Below are 13,893 nucleotides of genomic sequence, written 5' to 3'. Positions count from 1 at the left end.
GGCTAACGACCCAGACGGCACGCTAGCGCCGCAGAACCTGTTCCAGACGTGAAGGCACGCCGGCAGCGTACTGTCTGAGTTGCTCAATCACGGTGTCGACCAGCGCCGATGCAGGGCGGTGCAGCGGACGAATCAGGCTGACCGTAAAGGGCACGTCGATGCTGAAAGGCCGCACGACCACGCCAGAGGCGGCATAATCCAATGCGGTGAGCGGGTTGACGATGGACAGCCCGACGCCTGCCCGCACCATGGCACACACCGATGCCGCGCTGTGGGTTTCCAGCACCATCCGGCGCGACACGCCCTGTTCCTGAAACAGCTTGTCCAGCAGTTGGCGATAGCTGTCGGCGCTCGACAGGCTGATAAAGGGCTCATCGGCAAAATCCTGCGGCGTGAGCACCGCTTTTTGCGCCAGCGGATGCCCGGCAGGCAGTACGCACACTTCATTAAGTAACATCAGCGTTTGCCGCTCTGTACCGGCTGGCGTGAGGCTGTTTTCCGTTAAGCCTAAATCGTGGCGCTGGGCGGACAGCCACTCTTCCAGCAGCGGTGATTCCTGCGGAATGATGTGCAGATTAAGCCGCGGGTAGCGCGCCAGCAGCGGCTTACAGACGTCTGGTAGTAGCGACTGCGAGAACACGGGCAGACAGGCAACGGAAAGCTGCGCCTGCTGAAAACGGCGAATATCGCTGGCGGCGTTGATAATCCGATCCAGCCCATAATACGAGCGTTGCACTTCTTCAAACAGCTGTAGCCCCTGCGCGGTGGGGTAAAGCCTGCCGCGCAGCCGCTCGAACAGCGTCATCTGAATCAGCTTTTCGAAGCGTGCCAGCTCACGGCTGACGGTCGGCTGCGAGGTGTTCAGCAGCGCTGCCGCTTCCGTCAGATTCCCGGTCGTCATGACCGCATGGAAAATCTCGATGTGCCGTAAGGATACTGCTGCCATGTCGCCTCCTTCATTTATTTTTATAAACCATCATTCTTATAAACCATATCAAAAATGAATAGAGTCTGCTTAAAACGATATTTGTTTACCCGTTGGGGTATTTTTATAGTGTTTCTCAACCACGTTTAACCCTGTAAATCGGTAACTTTTATGCCTCACGATCTGAATGACGTAACACATGCATTGAATGCGCAAAGCCTGCGTGAACTGCCTGCCCGCTTTGGTTGCCCGGTTTGGGCCTATGACGCGCAGACTATCGTTAACCGCATTGCCCAACTGCGTCAGTTCGACACGATCCGCTTTGCGCAGAAGGCGTGTTCCAACACGCACATTTTGCGTCTGATGCGTGAGCAGGGTGTAAAAGTTGATTCGGTATCGCTGGGTGAGATCGAGCGTGCGCTGATTGCAGGCTTTGTACCGGGCACCGAGGCACATGAGATCGTGTTTACTGCCGATCTGCTGGATCGCCCGACGCTACAGCGCGTTGCTGAACTGAATATTCCGGTGAACGCCGGTTCGGTCGATATGCTGGAACAGCTGGGTCAGCAGTCGCCGGGGCATCCGGTATGGCTGCGCGTGAATCCGGGCTTTGGACATGGTCATAGCCAGAAAACCAATACCGGCGGCGAGAACAGCAAGCACGGTATCTGGTACGGCGATTTGCCGCTGGCGCTGGCACACATTCAGCGCTACCAGCTGAAGCTGGTGGGCATCCACATGCATATTGGTTCCGGTGTGGATTACGGCCATCTGGAACAGGTGTGCGAGGCGATGGTGCGTCAGGTTGTTGAGCTGGGGCAGGATATCGAGGCGATTTCCGCGGGCGGCGGGCTGTCGATTCCGTATCGCCACGGCGAAGAAGCGATTGATACCGAACACTATTACGGACTGTGGAATGCGGCGCGTGAGAAAATTGCCGCGCATCTTGGCCATCCGGTGACGCTGGAAATCGAGCCTGGACGTTTTCTGGTCGCGGAATCCGGCGTGTTGGTCGCGGAAGTACGGGCGGTCAAATCCATGGGGAGTCGCCACTTTGTGCTGGTTGATGCCGGGTTTAACGATCTGATGCGTCCGGCGATGTACGGCAGCTATCACCATGTTTCTCTGCTGCCGGGCGATGGCCGCGATATCAGCCAGTCCACGCTGCGCGATAGCGTGATTGCCGGGCCGCTGTGTGAATCCGGCGATGTGTTTACCCAGCAGGCGGGCGGCGGCGTGGAAACATTCCCGCTGCCGGATGCGCAGGTGGGCGACTATCTGGTCTTCCATGACACTGGCGCGTACGGCGCATCGATGTCCTCTAACTACAACAGCCGTCCGCTGCTGCCGGAAGTGCTGTTTGAAAATGGCGAACCGCGTCTGATTCGCCGTCGTCAGACGCTGGAAGAGTTGCTGGCGCTGGAAGCGCTTTAATCGTTTTTATTCGGTGGTATCAGGGGAAAGCGATTTGCTTGTCCCCTGAACCTGATGTGCCAGCCGAACGTCATTCCGGCGGCAGACAGCAGAATCGCGACGGCGCCAGCAAGCTGCATGGCATCCAGTCGATGTCCAAACGCTGCCCAGTCGACCAGCGCCGCCATGACGGGATAGATGAATGAGAGTGCCCCAACCAGCGCGGTCGGGATTTTCTGGATCGCGCTATATAACAGCGTCGACATCAGCCCGGTATGAATCACGCCAATCGCCACCAGGATTCCCCACTGTGAAGCCATCGGTGCAACAGGCATTACCGCGAAGGGAGCAAGAACAACAACGCCAACGAGCAGTTGGAGCAGTACGAGCACGTGCGGCGGAATTCCCGACAGCTTTTTTGTTATCGCGGCCGCCACGGCGTAGAAAAACGCGGCACCCAGTGCCATCAGCACGCCTGAGAGATAGCTTCTGTCATCGCTACCGGTTCCCGCTTGGGCGCCGACGATCAGAACGATGCCGCCAAAGGCACACAGTAGCCAACAGATTTTATTGAGGGTCAGCGTTTCCCTGAAAAAGATCGCGCCTAGCCCCACCAACATAAAGGGCTGCGTGTGATACACCACGGTGGCGACGGCGATAGACGCATGTGCATAAGCGCCAAATAGCAGCGTCCAGTTGAACACCAGCGCCAGACCGCCGAGTAGGGCAATGCCAGTCTGCTTCCTGTTAATGACGCCCCGTCGCAACAAGCCCAATAGCCCGCAGACGATCAGCATCGTCAATGCGCCGAACGCGCAGCGCCAGAAGACCACCGTCATGGCGGGCTGTCCTGCCGTCAAAACGAACCAGCCAACCGTACCGGAAATGATCATCGCGATAGCCATTTCTATCGTGCCGCGCATCTGGGGTGCCATCTTTTTTTCCTGCCTGTTAGTGTGAAATGTGTGCTGCTATAGCGAACAAGATTTTTTATAATGAACAACAGGACAAAATAATGAACACAAAGCGTTTGTTCGTCAAGTCGAACAAACGGACATTATGGTGAACGCTATGACGATCGATAATCAGGAAAAGGGCGTGCAGGAAACCACGCCCATCGCGCGGCTGTCCGCTGCGATTCGGCGTGAACGTGAGCGGCTAAATCTGTCAGTTACCGAGCTGGCAAAGCGTGCAGGGCTGGCAAAATCAACGCTTTCACAGCTGGAAGCCGGGATTGGCAACCCGAGTCTGGAAACGCTCTGGGCGTTGGCGATGGCGCTTGATGTACAGGTCAGCCAGCTGATTGGCCAATCTCGCCAACACGTGCAGGTGATTCGAGCTAACGAAGGTGCAGCAACCTATTCGGAGCAGGCAAACTATGCCGCGACGCTGCTGGCTGCGTGTCCGGCAGGCGCGCAGCGTGATATTTATCGGCTTAATGTACAGCCGGGGGAAACCAGAATCTCTCAACCGCATAGACCAGGGACGATTGAACACGTGATCCTGAGCCGTGGCCGCGCCAGAATTGGGCCTGTTGCCCAGCCCATTGAACTGAGCGCGGGGGATTACATCAGCTATTCTGCCGATGTCCCGCATCTGTTTGACGCGCTGGAAGCGGATACGAGCGCGGTGATGTTGATTGAGCATGGCTAAAGCGGCAACCCCGTGCGTACTGTTCGTACGGGGTAAGCGGTTACAAATTTTTTTTGCAAAAATGTTAATGAAAATCATTAAATTAGTATTTTTTATGTTTTCTTATGGTGAAAATAAGTTGCAACGCCATTGTGTATAGATTGTTTTCTGATATTTTACTCACATATTAATAAGCGAGTAACAGTGAGCGTATAGCCTGTCTTATATTTTTCATATAACAGGTCTATATATTTAATATGCATCCTATTTATTTAATTAAGACGATAAGTTTTAGCCTTTGTGATGTCATTGGTTTTATTGAGTTACGTGTTTTTTAAATTAGCTGTCTAATTATTGGTTTAATTATAATAAATCTATCTGATGTGCCTTGCGGTTTTTATGTAATAACGAAGTAGTCAGTGATATGGAAAGACTGATGCGGGATTTTATGAAACTCGCGGATAAATAATACGTTATATGTCATAAGACGCTTGAGGGAATAAACGTGCAAGATGGCAGAAGTGTAATCCTGAAACTTAATGCTGACATCAGCTATAGGTTTCCTATCACAACAGATAGAGATGATGTGAATGCTAAACGTCTGCAATATTTTATTGATGCGACGTCCCACCCCTTTGAACGATCCACATTAGAAGGCCATGTTACGGGAACGGCTTTTATTGTGGATAACGAAAGACAACACACCCTTCTTTTAAGACATAAAAAACTGAATATGTGGTTACCACCTGGTGGTCACTGTGATGGTAATGCCGATATTATCGATACTGTATTACGAGAAACACAGGAAGAGACAGGCATAGCAGACGTTAATGTTGTCTCTAACGAGATATTGGATATCGATATTCACCTCATTCCCGCCAACCCCAAAGAGCCTGAACATTACCACTATGATATTCGTTTTTTGCTACAGGCTGACAGGCATGTACCGCTGGTTATCAATGAGCAAGAGGCGACAAATCTACAGTGGATAAGCATTGACAGGCTTGAAGATTACACGCAGCTCCCATCGCTTTTAATACTGAGAGAAAAAATGGAGGTATTATGAAAATCGGATTCGTTGGATTTGGTGCACAAGCTCGTGAAAATCTTATACCCGCGTGTAATGCATTATTTGGCGTGGAAATTGCTGCGATTTGCGATACTGATCCGGCAAAGTGTCTGGAGGCGGCGACCCTGTTTAAATTTGATGAAGCAAAAATATTCAGTAATCATTGTGACATGATGGATAAATGCGAACTCGATGCGGTCATCGTGGCGTGTTATCCCTCAGCGCATTATCGGATCGCCTATGATGCGATAGAACGGGGTATCCCCGTCTTATTAGAAAAACCCGTAGCGGCGAGTTCTGAAGATGTTATTCGCCTTGCTGAAATGGCGAAGCGAAAAGGCGTGATTACCGGTTCCGGCATGAACTTTCGTTTTGCAGATGTAACTGAACGTATTAAACAAATCTATAACGATAAAATACAGATGATCAGTTTACGGCAAATGGCTAATAAGCCGGTCTCTGTACTCTGGGATTATAACAGCGTGTTAAAATCCTTTTTGCATGCACAGACTATTCACGGCCTCGACCTCCTGATACATCTCTGCGGCTCGGTTAAGAAATTATCGGTGGCGGATAATAGCAGCGACGGAAATATTATATTTAGCGTATTGCTTGAGTTTGTGAATGGCGCTCATGGTACGCTCATTACCAGTAATACCTCGCCACACTTCACTTTTGATTTAGACGTATTAGCCGATGACCGGCTTCATATTAAGAGCACATCACTGAGTACGATTAGCGTTGCGGATATGGACAAAACGTATCTGAAAGGTGAACGCAAACGCTGGTGTGACACCTGGGCCGTCAGCCCGCTGTCCTCGGGGTATTCGAGAGCGGGATATACGGGTGAGATTCTCGATTTTATCAATGCTATTCAGTCAGGTGACCGGGATTCCAAGACGGCGTTGTCAACGCTGATTGAAACCTATCGCTGCATGGATGCTATCGAAGAACAGTGCAAACGCGTGTTAGCGGTTAATTATTAAGCTCAGGTTAACGTTAAGGGATTATCTTATGACCGAAAAAACGTATCAGAATCTTCATATCAATTTCGACCAAAGCGATTATGACGCCGTACTTTCCGCGTTTAATACCACGAGTTTTTCGGGTAAATCCCCTATATTGACGGAATACGAACACGCGCTCGCCAGATATTTTGGCACGACCAAAGCGTTACCGTGTTGCAATGGCACCGTGGCGATTGAATTGGCGATTCGGGGGCTGGGTTTGCAGCCAGGCGATCGTATTGCGCTGCCACCTACCGCACCGATTATGACGATCCTGCCGATTATCACGACAGGCTGCGTCCCGGTTTTCTGCGATGTTTCACCCCTGTCTTTTTCGCCGGATCTCGATCACTTGCGCAAACTTGTGCAGGAACAGCCGATCAAGGCATTGATTGTTGTCCCGATGTGGGGTTACCCGATTGAAATGCGTGCCGTGGTGGATTTTTGCAAGACGCAAGGCATTCGGCTGATTGAGGACTGTGCTCACGCGTTTGGTACCACCTCTGACGGGCAATATCTGGGGACGTTTGGTGATGTTTCCTGTTTCTCTACTCATGAACGTAAGCTGATGAGCACGGGCGAGGGCGGCTTCTGTCTGACCAATGATGATGATGTCTATGAGCGGATGCTCAGATGGCAGCACCACGGGCTCAAAGCATCCAGCAGGAACAACGGTTACATCTTGGGTGAAGACATTGGCACCAACTTCAAATTGTCGCCGCTGTGCGCTGCGCTGGGTATCAATCAGTTAAAGAAACTCGATCGCAAAATTGCGGATCGCCGCGAGCGCGTGCAAAAAGTGCGGCAGGCGCTGTCGGCTATCCCGACAATACAGGAATTTCCTCGCTATCAGGGCGCGGAGATCAATGGTTATTCCATGGTCTACCACAACCTCAACGGCGCGAGCGTTGAGCAAGGTAACCGAATGTTTTCTCAGGGCGTGATGTCCGACACCACCCGATACAAATACAAGCCGCTTTATCGCGAACCGGCTTTTACGCCATACGCAGAACCTTGTCCCAATGCGGAACACATCATTGAAACCATCTTCACCGTTCCCTGCCATGAAGGGCTCAACGATAGCGATATCGATTACATCGTCAGTGTCGTGAACGACAATTTTAATGCCTAAGGAAGAGGTCATGGACGACGCGATCTTTGCAAACGATCTCCACGATCCTGTACAGGCTAGAAAGCGTGAGCTGGATGCCGTTATTGCCGTGGCGGCGGGGGATATGGAGACCTCCCTTGCCACGGTCGCGCGCTTCGAATCCGAGTTGGCAGACTGGGCTGGGTTTGCGGCATGTGTCGGGACGTCGTCTGATACCGGGGGCGTCAGCGTGATGCTCGGTGCTCTCGATTTCCGGCCCGGCGATGAGGTTATCGTGGGGCCGGATGTCCCGGCATGGGTCACGTCGCCTTTGGTGCATGCGGGGTTGATACCCGTGGCCGCAGACTATGAGCCTGGCACGCTGCGCGTACAGTTGGCTTCGTTCGAGCAGCATTTCAGTGAGAGAACCAGAGCGGTGCTGGTTTCCTCCTCTTTTCTGTATCGTCAGGATATCGCCCACATTATTGAGATGAGCCGCGCGAGGCAACTTGTCACGATTGTTGAGTTAACCGCGTCTATTGACACGATGCTCGACCATCGGCAGATCGCTGAGGGGTTCGACATCGGGCTTTTGTCCTTGCGAGAAGGGGGTTCCGCGATTTCCACCGGCGAAGGCGGAGCCGTGCTTTTCCGCCATCGTGAATGGGGACGCCGAGCGAAAAGCTATTCTCAATTCTCCGATCTGGATGGGATACATATCGGTGTTAACCACAAAATCAGTGGTATCCAATGTGCTGTCGGGCGGCTTCGTTTACAGGCGCTGATGGCAAGAAATGCGGCGCATCGTGCGGCGGGCTATCGAATGGATGCTGATAGCCAACACCCTGCCAGTCAGTCGCTATCTCCTTCTGTTTCTGTGGCCGCAGGGGCTGACGCCCACGCCATCAAAGACAGCTTTTATCCTGTCGGAACCCGCGAAGAAGCGTTTGTGCTGGCCGCGTTGAACAGCGGCATCGGGGGACGATCCGAAACCGTTCGCCAATACGAACAGCAGCTAAAAACGCATTTTAATGCCGGGCATGCTATTGCCACGTCATCGGGATATGGCTCGCTCGTTGTCGCGCTGTCTGCCTTTGGCCTCAAGCCGGGCGACAAGGTGCTGTTAACGCCGACATGCCCCTTGTGTACGGTGTATGCCCTCACGTTTATGCGCGTTGAACCGGTATTTTGCGATATCAGCCCGGATGATTTCACCATCGATTTGGCTATGGCAGAACGCATGATCGACGGCAAAACCAGAGCGATTATTGATATCCCGATGTGGGGATATCCGGTTGATGCTAAACGCGTGGCCGCGTTTGCACGTGCGAAAGGCCTGTATTACCTGCTGGATATCGCACTGGCGCACAAGGCCAAACTGGATGGCGAATTCCTCTGGAAATACGCCGATATGGCGACGTTTTCCACGCACCACAGCAAAACGCTGGTCACCGGCGAGGGTGGGGCGGTGCTGACGGATAACGCCGAGCTGGCGCTGAAGGCAAAGCAGTTCACGCACTGTGATTTCACCGCGTCCCGCAATCCGGTATTGAATTTCTCTCTCAGCGGTTTACAGGCCGCGCTGGGGCTGGCGCGACTCCATCGACTGGAACAGGATGTGCAGCATCGTCTGTCTACTATGCAGACGCTCGGCAAATTGTTGACCAACCCGCACCTTGAACCGTTACCGATTATCTCTGGCGGCGAGCCCGCTGGCACCAAACTGCTCGTGCGATCGCTGACGGGCAGTAATGCCGCTTTACTTGAACATCAGTCTCATGCCGGCATCCCCTCGGATATCGCCCTGTATAACTGTAAGGCGCTGTACCAGTATCCCGTTTTACGTGACAAAGCCACGCCGTGCCCGAATGCCGAACGGATGCTGGCGAGCATCACCACCTTACCTGTTCACCCGGATATCCGACAGGCTGACATCGCGGTTATCGCAGCGGTACTCAATAGCTTTCAGCCTGAACATACGGAGGAGGTTCTGTCATGACGACATTAAAAAACGCTACAGGCAAGGCTATCGTCATTGGCGCCAGCATTGCTGGCTGTCTGGTCGCCCGTTCGCTTGCCAGACACTTCAAGGACGTTGTGCTGCTCGATTTGGATACGTTTAGTGATGAACCCTGCACGCGTCGGACGGTGCCGCAGGAACATCATGTGCACCTGCTATTAAACCGCGGCGTCCAGATTATCGAGAATTTCTATCCCGGTTTTAAGAACGAACTGCTGCACTTCGGGGCTGAAGAGATCGATCTGTCTCATGGCGTGAAATGCTATGCCGGCGTCGGCTGGAAGCAGCGCTGGCCTACCGGTATTACCGCGCACTACTGCTCAAGAACGCTGCTTGAGCATGTCCTGCGACAATCGGCCAGACGTGTACCGAATATCGAGATTAAGGATGGCTATCGGGTTAAACACCTTATTCATGATGACGGAACCGTTCGAGGGCTTGTCGCGAGCGTCGGGCAAGTGGAGGAAACACTGGAGGCCGATCTGGTAGTAGATGCCTCTGGCAGAAACTCAAAGGCTGCGGCATGGCTGAAGCAGCTAGGCTACGGCGAGGTTCAGCGTGAAGAGGTCGAGAATCAGCTCGGCTATGTATCGCGCGTCTATAAGAAAGACACAACGCGTCAGACCGGCTGGAAAGTGCTGCTGGTGACGCCCAATCTGCCGACAAAACGCAGTATGGGCGTTATCAGCCCCATTGAGGGAGACAAGTATATCGTCACTGCCGGAGGCTGGTTCGGCGCATCGCCCAAGCCCAATGAGCATGACTTTATGCGATTCCTTGCCGAGCTGCCGGTGCCTGACATCCATGATGAGGTCAGCAAGCTGGAGCCGCTGAGTGAGTTTCACCAGTTCAAGATGCCGTGCAGCCTGAGACGCCGCTATGACCTTATGCCGTCATGGCCTGATGGCTTTCTGGTCGTGGGGGATGCGCTATGCAGCATCAACCCCATCTACAGCCAGGGGATGAGTGTTTCAGCCCTGCAAGCCGAAGCGCTGGACAGCGCGCTGCCTGAGTACCTCCAGCGCACGATCTCGGCCCAGCAGGTGCTGAATGTGCAAGTGATGGCGACGGAAATCTCCTGGCAGCAGGCCAAAAAAAGCGATGAAAGCCTGAGCCAGCAGGCCGCCAAAGCCGCCTTGAAAAATAAGCTGAAAGAGACATATATCAGCCTGGTTCACGCCGCGTCGTTCCACAATCGGGATGTGGCGATTGCCACCCTCAAGATCGCTAACCTGCTAGAAGCGCAGCGCACGCTCTATCGCTTCCCCATAGTTAGAGCCTCATTATCCAGCGTCATTGCCCGAGCCATACGATAAGGAATATCACGATGAAAGATAGCACTGCGATTAAACACGTTATTTTCGACTGGAATGGCACGCTGGTCGATGACCTGGCGCTGGCGGTGAAGGGGCTAAATGCGGTGAGGGAATTACAAACGCTGCCTCCTCTCGATGCAAAGAGATATCGCGAGCATTTTGGGTTCCCGATCCAATCGTTCTATCAGGCGGTCGGGATCGACTGCGAGAGCGGACGATTCGACGATTTGATCCACACGTATCTGAGTATTTTCAATAGCGAAATCAACCAGTGTCCTCTCCATCAGGGGGCGGTGGATATCATCAGTATGTTGCGACGTACCGGCGTGAGCATCTCCGTGCTGTCTGCCAGCCAGCACGAGACGTTGCAGAACAATCTAGCCAGCGCTGGCATCGATCACCTGGTCGATCATGTGTTTGGCCTCACGAATACTCAGGCTAAAGGCAAGCAGGGTATTGCTCTGGAGCTAGACTCGGTACTGGGCAATCCGGGAACGGACGCCCTGATGATCGGTGATACCGACCATGATATCGATGTCGCACACGCCTGCGGCTGGCAGATGGCCTCTGTTTCTCACGGCCATCAGACGCACGAGCGGCTGAGCGCTATTCACCCGTTTGTTTTCGGGGATCTGTCATCGGTATACCGCGCCTATTTCCGCTAATTTCGCCAATACCATGGAGAGGTTTCACATGCTAAACCAAGATCGTGTTTTCGATGTGATGGTGGTACTGATCGCGTTAAGCCTGTTTTTCCGGCTGGCGATCAAGCTTTATTATCGCGACGGTGAGCGGATCCTGCCGAAATTCAAACTTAGCCCCGGCAACAGAGATGAGATCAGTTACTACAAGCGATTCGATACGCTCTTCGCGCCGCTGCCGTTTATCTACTGTTGGCTGGAGATTTTTGCCGCCGTGCTGTTCTTCCGCTGGACAGACTATAGCGTGCTGTCCGGCGTGCTGCTGGCGGTGGTGACCTCGGGACGGATGAGAGCGCTACAAGAGCTGGGTCACAATGCGCTGCACGTGGCGCTGTGCCCTTCGAAGAAGCTACAGTGGTTCCTGTCCAACACGTTTTTCCAGTTCCCGACGCTGAAAAGGGATATGGATTCGCGCTTTATTACGCACGTCATTGAACATCACCCTAATGCGGACGTTCCGGGTAAAGATCCGAATCTGCGGCGGGTCATTGCCGCAGGTATGGTGCCCGGCATCAGCCGTGGTCAGTTCATCAAAGCCTTGTTCTACCCGGTTAGCCTTAAAGGTCTGGCTAATAACATCAAAGGTAACTTTCGCGATGTGTTTCGCGAAAATACCTCGAAGCAGACCGCACTGCTGCGCCTCATCGTGACGATAAGCGTGGTAGCGCTGTATCTGTGGGTGGGCGGCGTTGCGGCATTGATTGTCGGGTGGGTGGTTCCTGTTTTCTCCATTTATCCGCTGTTTTCGTGGTGGTCGCTGCTCTCAAAACACCGCTGGCACACGCCCTATACCCCAACCCGCTACCGGCTTGCCCATGACTATGAACATGGCCGCGCCACGGATTTTTCCGGCGTGTTCGGTGCGATTCAGCGGTATCTGATATTTCCGATGTCCGACGCCTATCATCTGGCACACCACATTTATCCAACCGTTCGCTATCAATATATGCCCGCCGTGGACTGGGCGCTGAAAGTCAATGAACCGCGGTACACGCAGTACATCGCGAAGGGAATGATCTTTGGTTCAGGCGGGCAACCTGCTGCGCTCTCTGAGCTATACCACCGGCTCGTCAACACGGCTGTTCAATCGCCACTAAACAGGGAAAGAGGAACGATTAATGACTGATCAACGAACGACTACGCCACCCCGTATTGGGATCATCTGTGGCAGCGGTATGGATTCTCTGTCGATCATCGAGGCGCCTGAGCGCATCAACGTCACGACTTCCTTTGGCGACCCTTCCGGCATCATCACGCTTGGCGAGATAGCCGGGGTGCCGGTAGCGATCGTGAATCGTCATGGCATCGGCCACAGGCTGCTGCCCTCGGAAATTAACGTCAGAGCCAACATTGCCGCGCTCAAGGCGCTGGGGGTTTCGCAGGTGATCTCGTTCAGCGCCGTTGGCAGCCTGGTCGAAGAAGCCCCTCCCGGTACGTTTGTCGCGATCGATCAATATATCGATCGGACGTACCGCCGCGTAAATACCTTCTTCGGTTCAGGGGTGGTGGCGCATGTTCCTTTTGGGAAGCCGGTTTGCACGGATAACCACTCGCTGCTGGTTGATGCACTGGACGAACTCTCCATTCCACATCTGGCAAAGGGGCTGTATGTCGTGATGGAAGGGCCGCACTTTTCAACCAAAGCGGAATCCGCATTCCATCGCCAAATGGGGGGCACAGTCATTGGCATGACGGCGATGCCAGAGCCAAAGCTCTGCCGCGAAGCGGAGCTTTGCTACAACATGGTCGCAATGGTGACTGATTACGATTGCTGGCATACCTCCCATGAGGCGGTGAATGCCGCCATGGTCAGTGAGCAGATGGCCGACAATATTAAGAAAGCCGAGTCTCTGTTATCCGTCATCGTGCCAAAACTCGCGCAGCGTGAGGCGCTATGCCGTGATCGCTGCCAACACGCGTTAGATGGCGCCATCATGACGGATTTCAGCCTGATCACGTCCGAAGCCATTAGCCGTTTTTCACCGTTACTTGACCGTGTTATCCAGGACGATATGTCGTCCTGAAATCGTTGCTTAGCTGGGAGAGATTGGAATGAAAACTACCGCAGGATTGTTGTTTGACCTGGATGGAACATTGCTCGATACAGACCGGTTGCATCTGGCCGCGTTTAATGAACTCCTGGCCGACTTTGGTCAGTCCGTCACGATCGACTATTACAACGAAAAAATCATGGGCGCGCCGATGGATCACATCACGCGCGATCTTTTCCCCAATTTACCGCCCGAGCACCGGTATGAACTGGGGGAGCGTAAAGAAGCGCTGTTCAGGAAGCAGCTTACGGGGCCGCTGGAAGGCCGGCCGGGCGTGACTGAGCTCTTCGAGTGGGCGCAGGACAGAAACATTGGGATCGCTGTGGTGACCAACGCGCCGCGTGAAAGCGCCATTATGATGTTGAAGGGACTACATTTACTGGAGTCTGTCGATCATCTGCTTATCGGCGCGGAACTGCCGCGTAGCAAACCCGATCCTTATCCCTACGCGGAAGCGATGCGACTGCTGGGTGTTGGGCCTGAAAACGCATTAGCGTTTGAGGATTCCGGCCCCGGTATTCAGTCTGCGGCGGCGGCGGGGGTATTTACCTTCGGTATGACGGGCGCACTGGATGAAGCGGCGTTGCTGAAGTATGGCGCATCAGCGGCGATCCCTGATTTCAAAGACGACAAGCTGACGGTCATGCTCAGCAAGCTTAGCGCGTGAGG

The 13,893-nt window shown here is 53.5% G+C and carries 13 protein-coding genes; 11 read left to right on the top strand and 2 right to left on the bottom strand.

Features of this window, described 5'->3' with window-relative positions; genetic code table 11:
• Positions 1 to 22: 22 nt before the first annotated feature.
• Positions 23 to 946, bottom strand: a complete 924-nt coding sequence (locus R9X49_RS15355; protein ID WP_319849219.1) for a LysR family transcriptional regulator — start codon at positions 944 to 946, stop codon at positions 23 to 25.
• A 150-nt stretch (positions 947 to 1,096) separates the two neighbouring features.
• Between R9X49_RS15355 and lysA the strand changes: the two genes are divergently transcribed.
• Positions 1,097 to 2,359 (top strand): diaminopimelate decarboxylase, encoded by a 1,263-nt coding sequence (gene lysA, locus R9X49_RS15350; protein WP_319849218.1) that lies wholly within the window; start codon positions 1,097 to 1,099, stop codon positions 2,357 to 2,359.
• On the opposite strand, the gene R9X49_RS15345 is transcribed toward lysA, so the two are convergent.
• Positions 2,356 to 3,273 carry a DMT family transporter gene (locus R9X49_RS15345; protein ID WP_319849217.1) on the bottom strand — a complete coding sequence of 306 codons (918 nt, stop codon included), beginning with the start codon at positions 3,271 to 3,273 and terminating at the stop codon, positions 2,356 to 2,358. The two genes, lysA and R9X49_RS15345, sit on opposite strands and share 4 nt — an antisense overlap.
• A gap of 124 nt (positions 3,274 to 3,397) precedes the next feature.
• Between R9X49_RS15345 and R9X49_RS15340 the strand changes: the two genes are divergently transcribed.
• From R9X49_RS15340 to R9X49_RS15295, 10 genes are all read left to right on the top strand, one after another.
• Complete coding sequence (locus tag R9X49_RS15340; protein WP_319849216.1) at positions 3,398 to 3,991, top strand: helix-turn-helix domain-containing protein; 594 nt, start codon at positions 3,398 to 3,400, stop codon at positions 3,989 to 3,991.
• Positions 3,992 to 4,475: 484 nt separating this feature from the next.
• Complete coding sequence (locus R9X49_RS15335) at positions 4,476 to 5,036, top strand: NUDIX hydrolase (RefSeq protein ID WP_319849215.1); 561 nt, start codon at positions 4,476 to 4,478, stop codon at positions 5,034 to 5,036.
• Positions 5,033 to 6,025, top strand: coding sequence for a Gfo/Idh/MocA family oxidoreductase (locus R9X49_RS15330; RefSeq protein ID WP_319849214.1), 993 nt, complete (start codon positions 5,033 to 5,035; stop codon positions 6,023 to 6,025). The genes R9X49_RS15335 and R9X49_RS15330 overlap by 4 nt, the downstream gene beginning before the upstream one ends.
• Positions 6,026 to 6,053: 28 nt before the next feature.
• Positions 6,054 to 7,178, top strand: a complete 1,125-nt coding sequence (locus R9X49_RS15325) for a DegT/DnrJ/EryC1/StrS family aminotransferase (RefSeq protein ID WP_319849213.1) — start codon at positions 6,054 to 6,056, stop codon at positions 7,176 to 7,178.
• Between the two features lie 10 nt (positions 7,179 to 7,188).
• Positions 7,189 to 9,135, top strand: coding sequence for a DegT/DnrJ/EryC1/StrS family aminotransferase (locus tag R9X49_RS15320; RefSeq protein ID WP_319849212.1), 1,947 nt, complete (start codon positions 7,189 to 7,191; stop codon positions 9,133 to 9,135).
• Positions 9,132 to 10,472: an NAD(P)/FAD-dependent oxidoreductase gene (locus tag R9X49_RS15315; protein WP_319849211.1), complete on the top strand. Its 1,341-nt coding sequence runs from the start codon at positions 9,132 to 9,134 to the stop codon at positions 10,470 to 10,472. The genes R9X49_RS15320 and R9X49_RS15315 overlap by 4 nt, the downstream gene beginning before the upstream one ends.
• A gap of 11 nt (positions 10,473 to 10,483) precedes the next feature.
• Positions 10,484 to 11,137, top strand: a complete 654-nt coding sequence (locus R9X49_RS15310) for an HAD family hydrolase (RefSeq protein WP_319849210.1) — start codon at positions 10,484 to 10,486, stop codon at positions 11,135 to 11,137.
• Between the two features lie 28 nt (positions 11,138 to 11,165).
• Positions 11,166 to 12,299: a fatty acid desaturase gene (locus R9X49_RS15305; protein ID WP_319849209.1), complete on the top strand. Its 1,134-nt coding sequence runs from the start codon at positions 11,166 to 11,168 to the stop codon at positions 12,297 to 12,299.
• Complete coding sequence (mtnP, locus tag R9X49_RS15300; protein ID WP_319849208.1) at positions 12,292 to 13,197, top strand: S-methyl-5'-thioadenosine phosphorylase; 906 nt, start codon at positions 12,292 to 12,294, stop codon at positions 13,195 to 13,197. Before R9X49_RS15305 ends, mtnP begins: the two co-directional genes overlap by 8 nt.
• A gap of 28 nt (positions 13,198 to 13,225) precedes the next feature.
• The gene (locus tag R9X49_RS15295) at positions 13,226 to 13,891 is read left to right on the top strand and encodes an HAD family phosphatase (protein WP_319849207.1); all 666 of its coding nucleotides are present in this window, start codon (positions 13,226 to 13,228) and stop codon (positions 13,889 to 13,891) included.
• Positions 13,892 to 13,893: the final 2 nt, after the last annotated feature.

It is taken from the genome of Pectobacterium carotovorum, assembly GCF_033898505.1.
GTDB lineage: Bacteria > Pseudomonadota > Gammaproteobacteria > Enterobacterales > Enterobacteriaceae > Pectobacterium > Pectobacterium carotovorum_J.
The sequence above is the reverse complement of the archived record's forward strand: the minus strand, read 5'-3'. Positions and strand labels throughout refer to the sequence as shown.

What these genes read in the sequence shown, in the direction of transcription:
- R9X49_RS15355 (WP_319849219.1), bottom strand. Translation starts at nt 946, where the DNA reads ATGGCAGCAGTATCCTTACGGCACATCGAGATTTTCCATGCGGTCATG.
- lysA (WP_319849218.1), top strand. Translation starts at nt 1,097, where the DNA reads ATGCCTCACGATCTGAATGACGTAACACATGCATTGAATGCGCAAAGC.
- R9X49_RS15345 (WP_319849217.1), bottom strand. Translation starts at nt 3,273, where the DNA reads ATGGCACCCCAGATGCGCGGCACGATAGAAATGGCTATCGCGATGATC.
- R9X49_RS15340 (WP_319849216.1), top strand. Translation starts at nt 3,398, where the DNA reads ATGGTGAACGCTATGACGATCGATAATCAGGAAAAGGGCGTGCAGGAA.
- R9X49_RS15330 (WP_319849214.1), top strand. Translation starts at nt 5,033, where the DNA reads ATGAAAATCGGATTCGTTGGATTTGGTGCACAAGCTCGTGAAAATCTT.
- R9X49_RS15325 (WP_319849213.1), top strand. Translation starts at nt 6,054, where the DNA reads ATGACCGAAAAAACGTATCAGAATCTTCATATCAATTTCGACCAAAGC.
- R9X49_RS15320 (WP_319849212.1), top strand. Translation starts at nt 7,189, where the DNA reads ATGGACGACGCGATCTTTGCAAACGATCTCCACGATCCTGTACAGGCT.
- R9X49_RS15315 (WP_319849211.1), top strand. Translation starts at nt 9,132, where the DNA reads ATGACGACATTAAAAAACGCTACAGGCAAGGCTATCGTCATTGGCGCC.
- R9X49_RS15310 (WP_319849210.1), top strand. Translation starts at nt 10,484, where the DNA reads ATGAAAGATAGCACTGCGATTAAACACGTTATTTTCGACTGGAATGGC.
- R9X49_RS15305 (WP_319849209.1), top strand. Translation starts at nt 11,166, where the DNA reads ATGCTAAACCAAGATCGTGTTTTCGATGTGATGGTGGTACTGATCGCG.
- mtnP (WP_319849208.1), top strand. Translation starts at nt 12,292, where the DNA reads ATGACTGATCAACGAACGACTACGCCACCCCGTATTGGGATCATCTGT.
- R9X49_RS15295 (WP_319849207.1), top strand. Translation starts at nt 13,226, where the DNA reads ATGAAAACTACCGCAGGATTGTTGTTTGACCTGGATGGAACATTGCTC.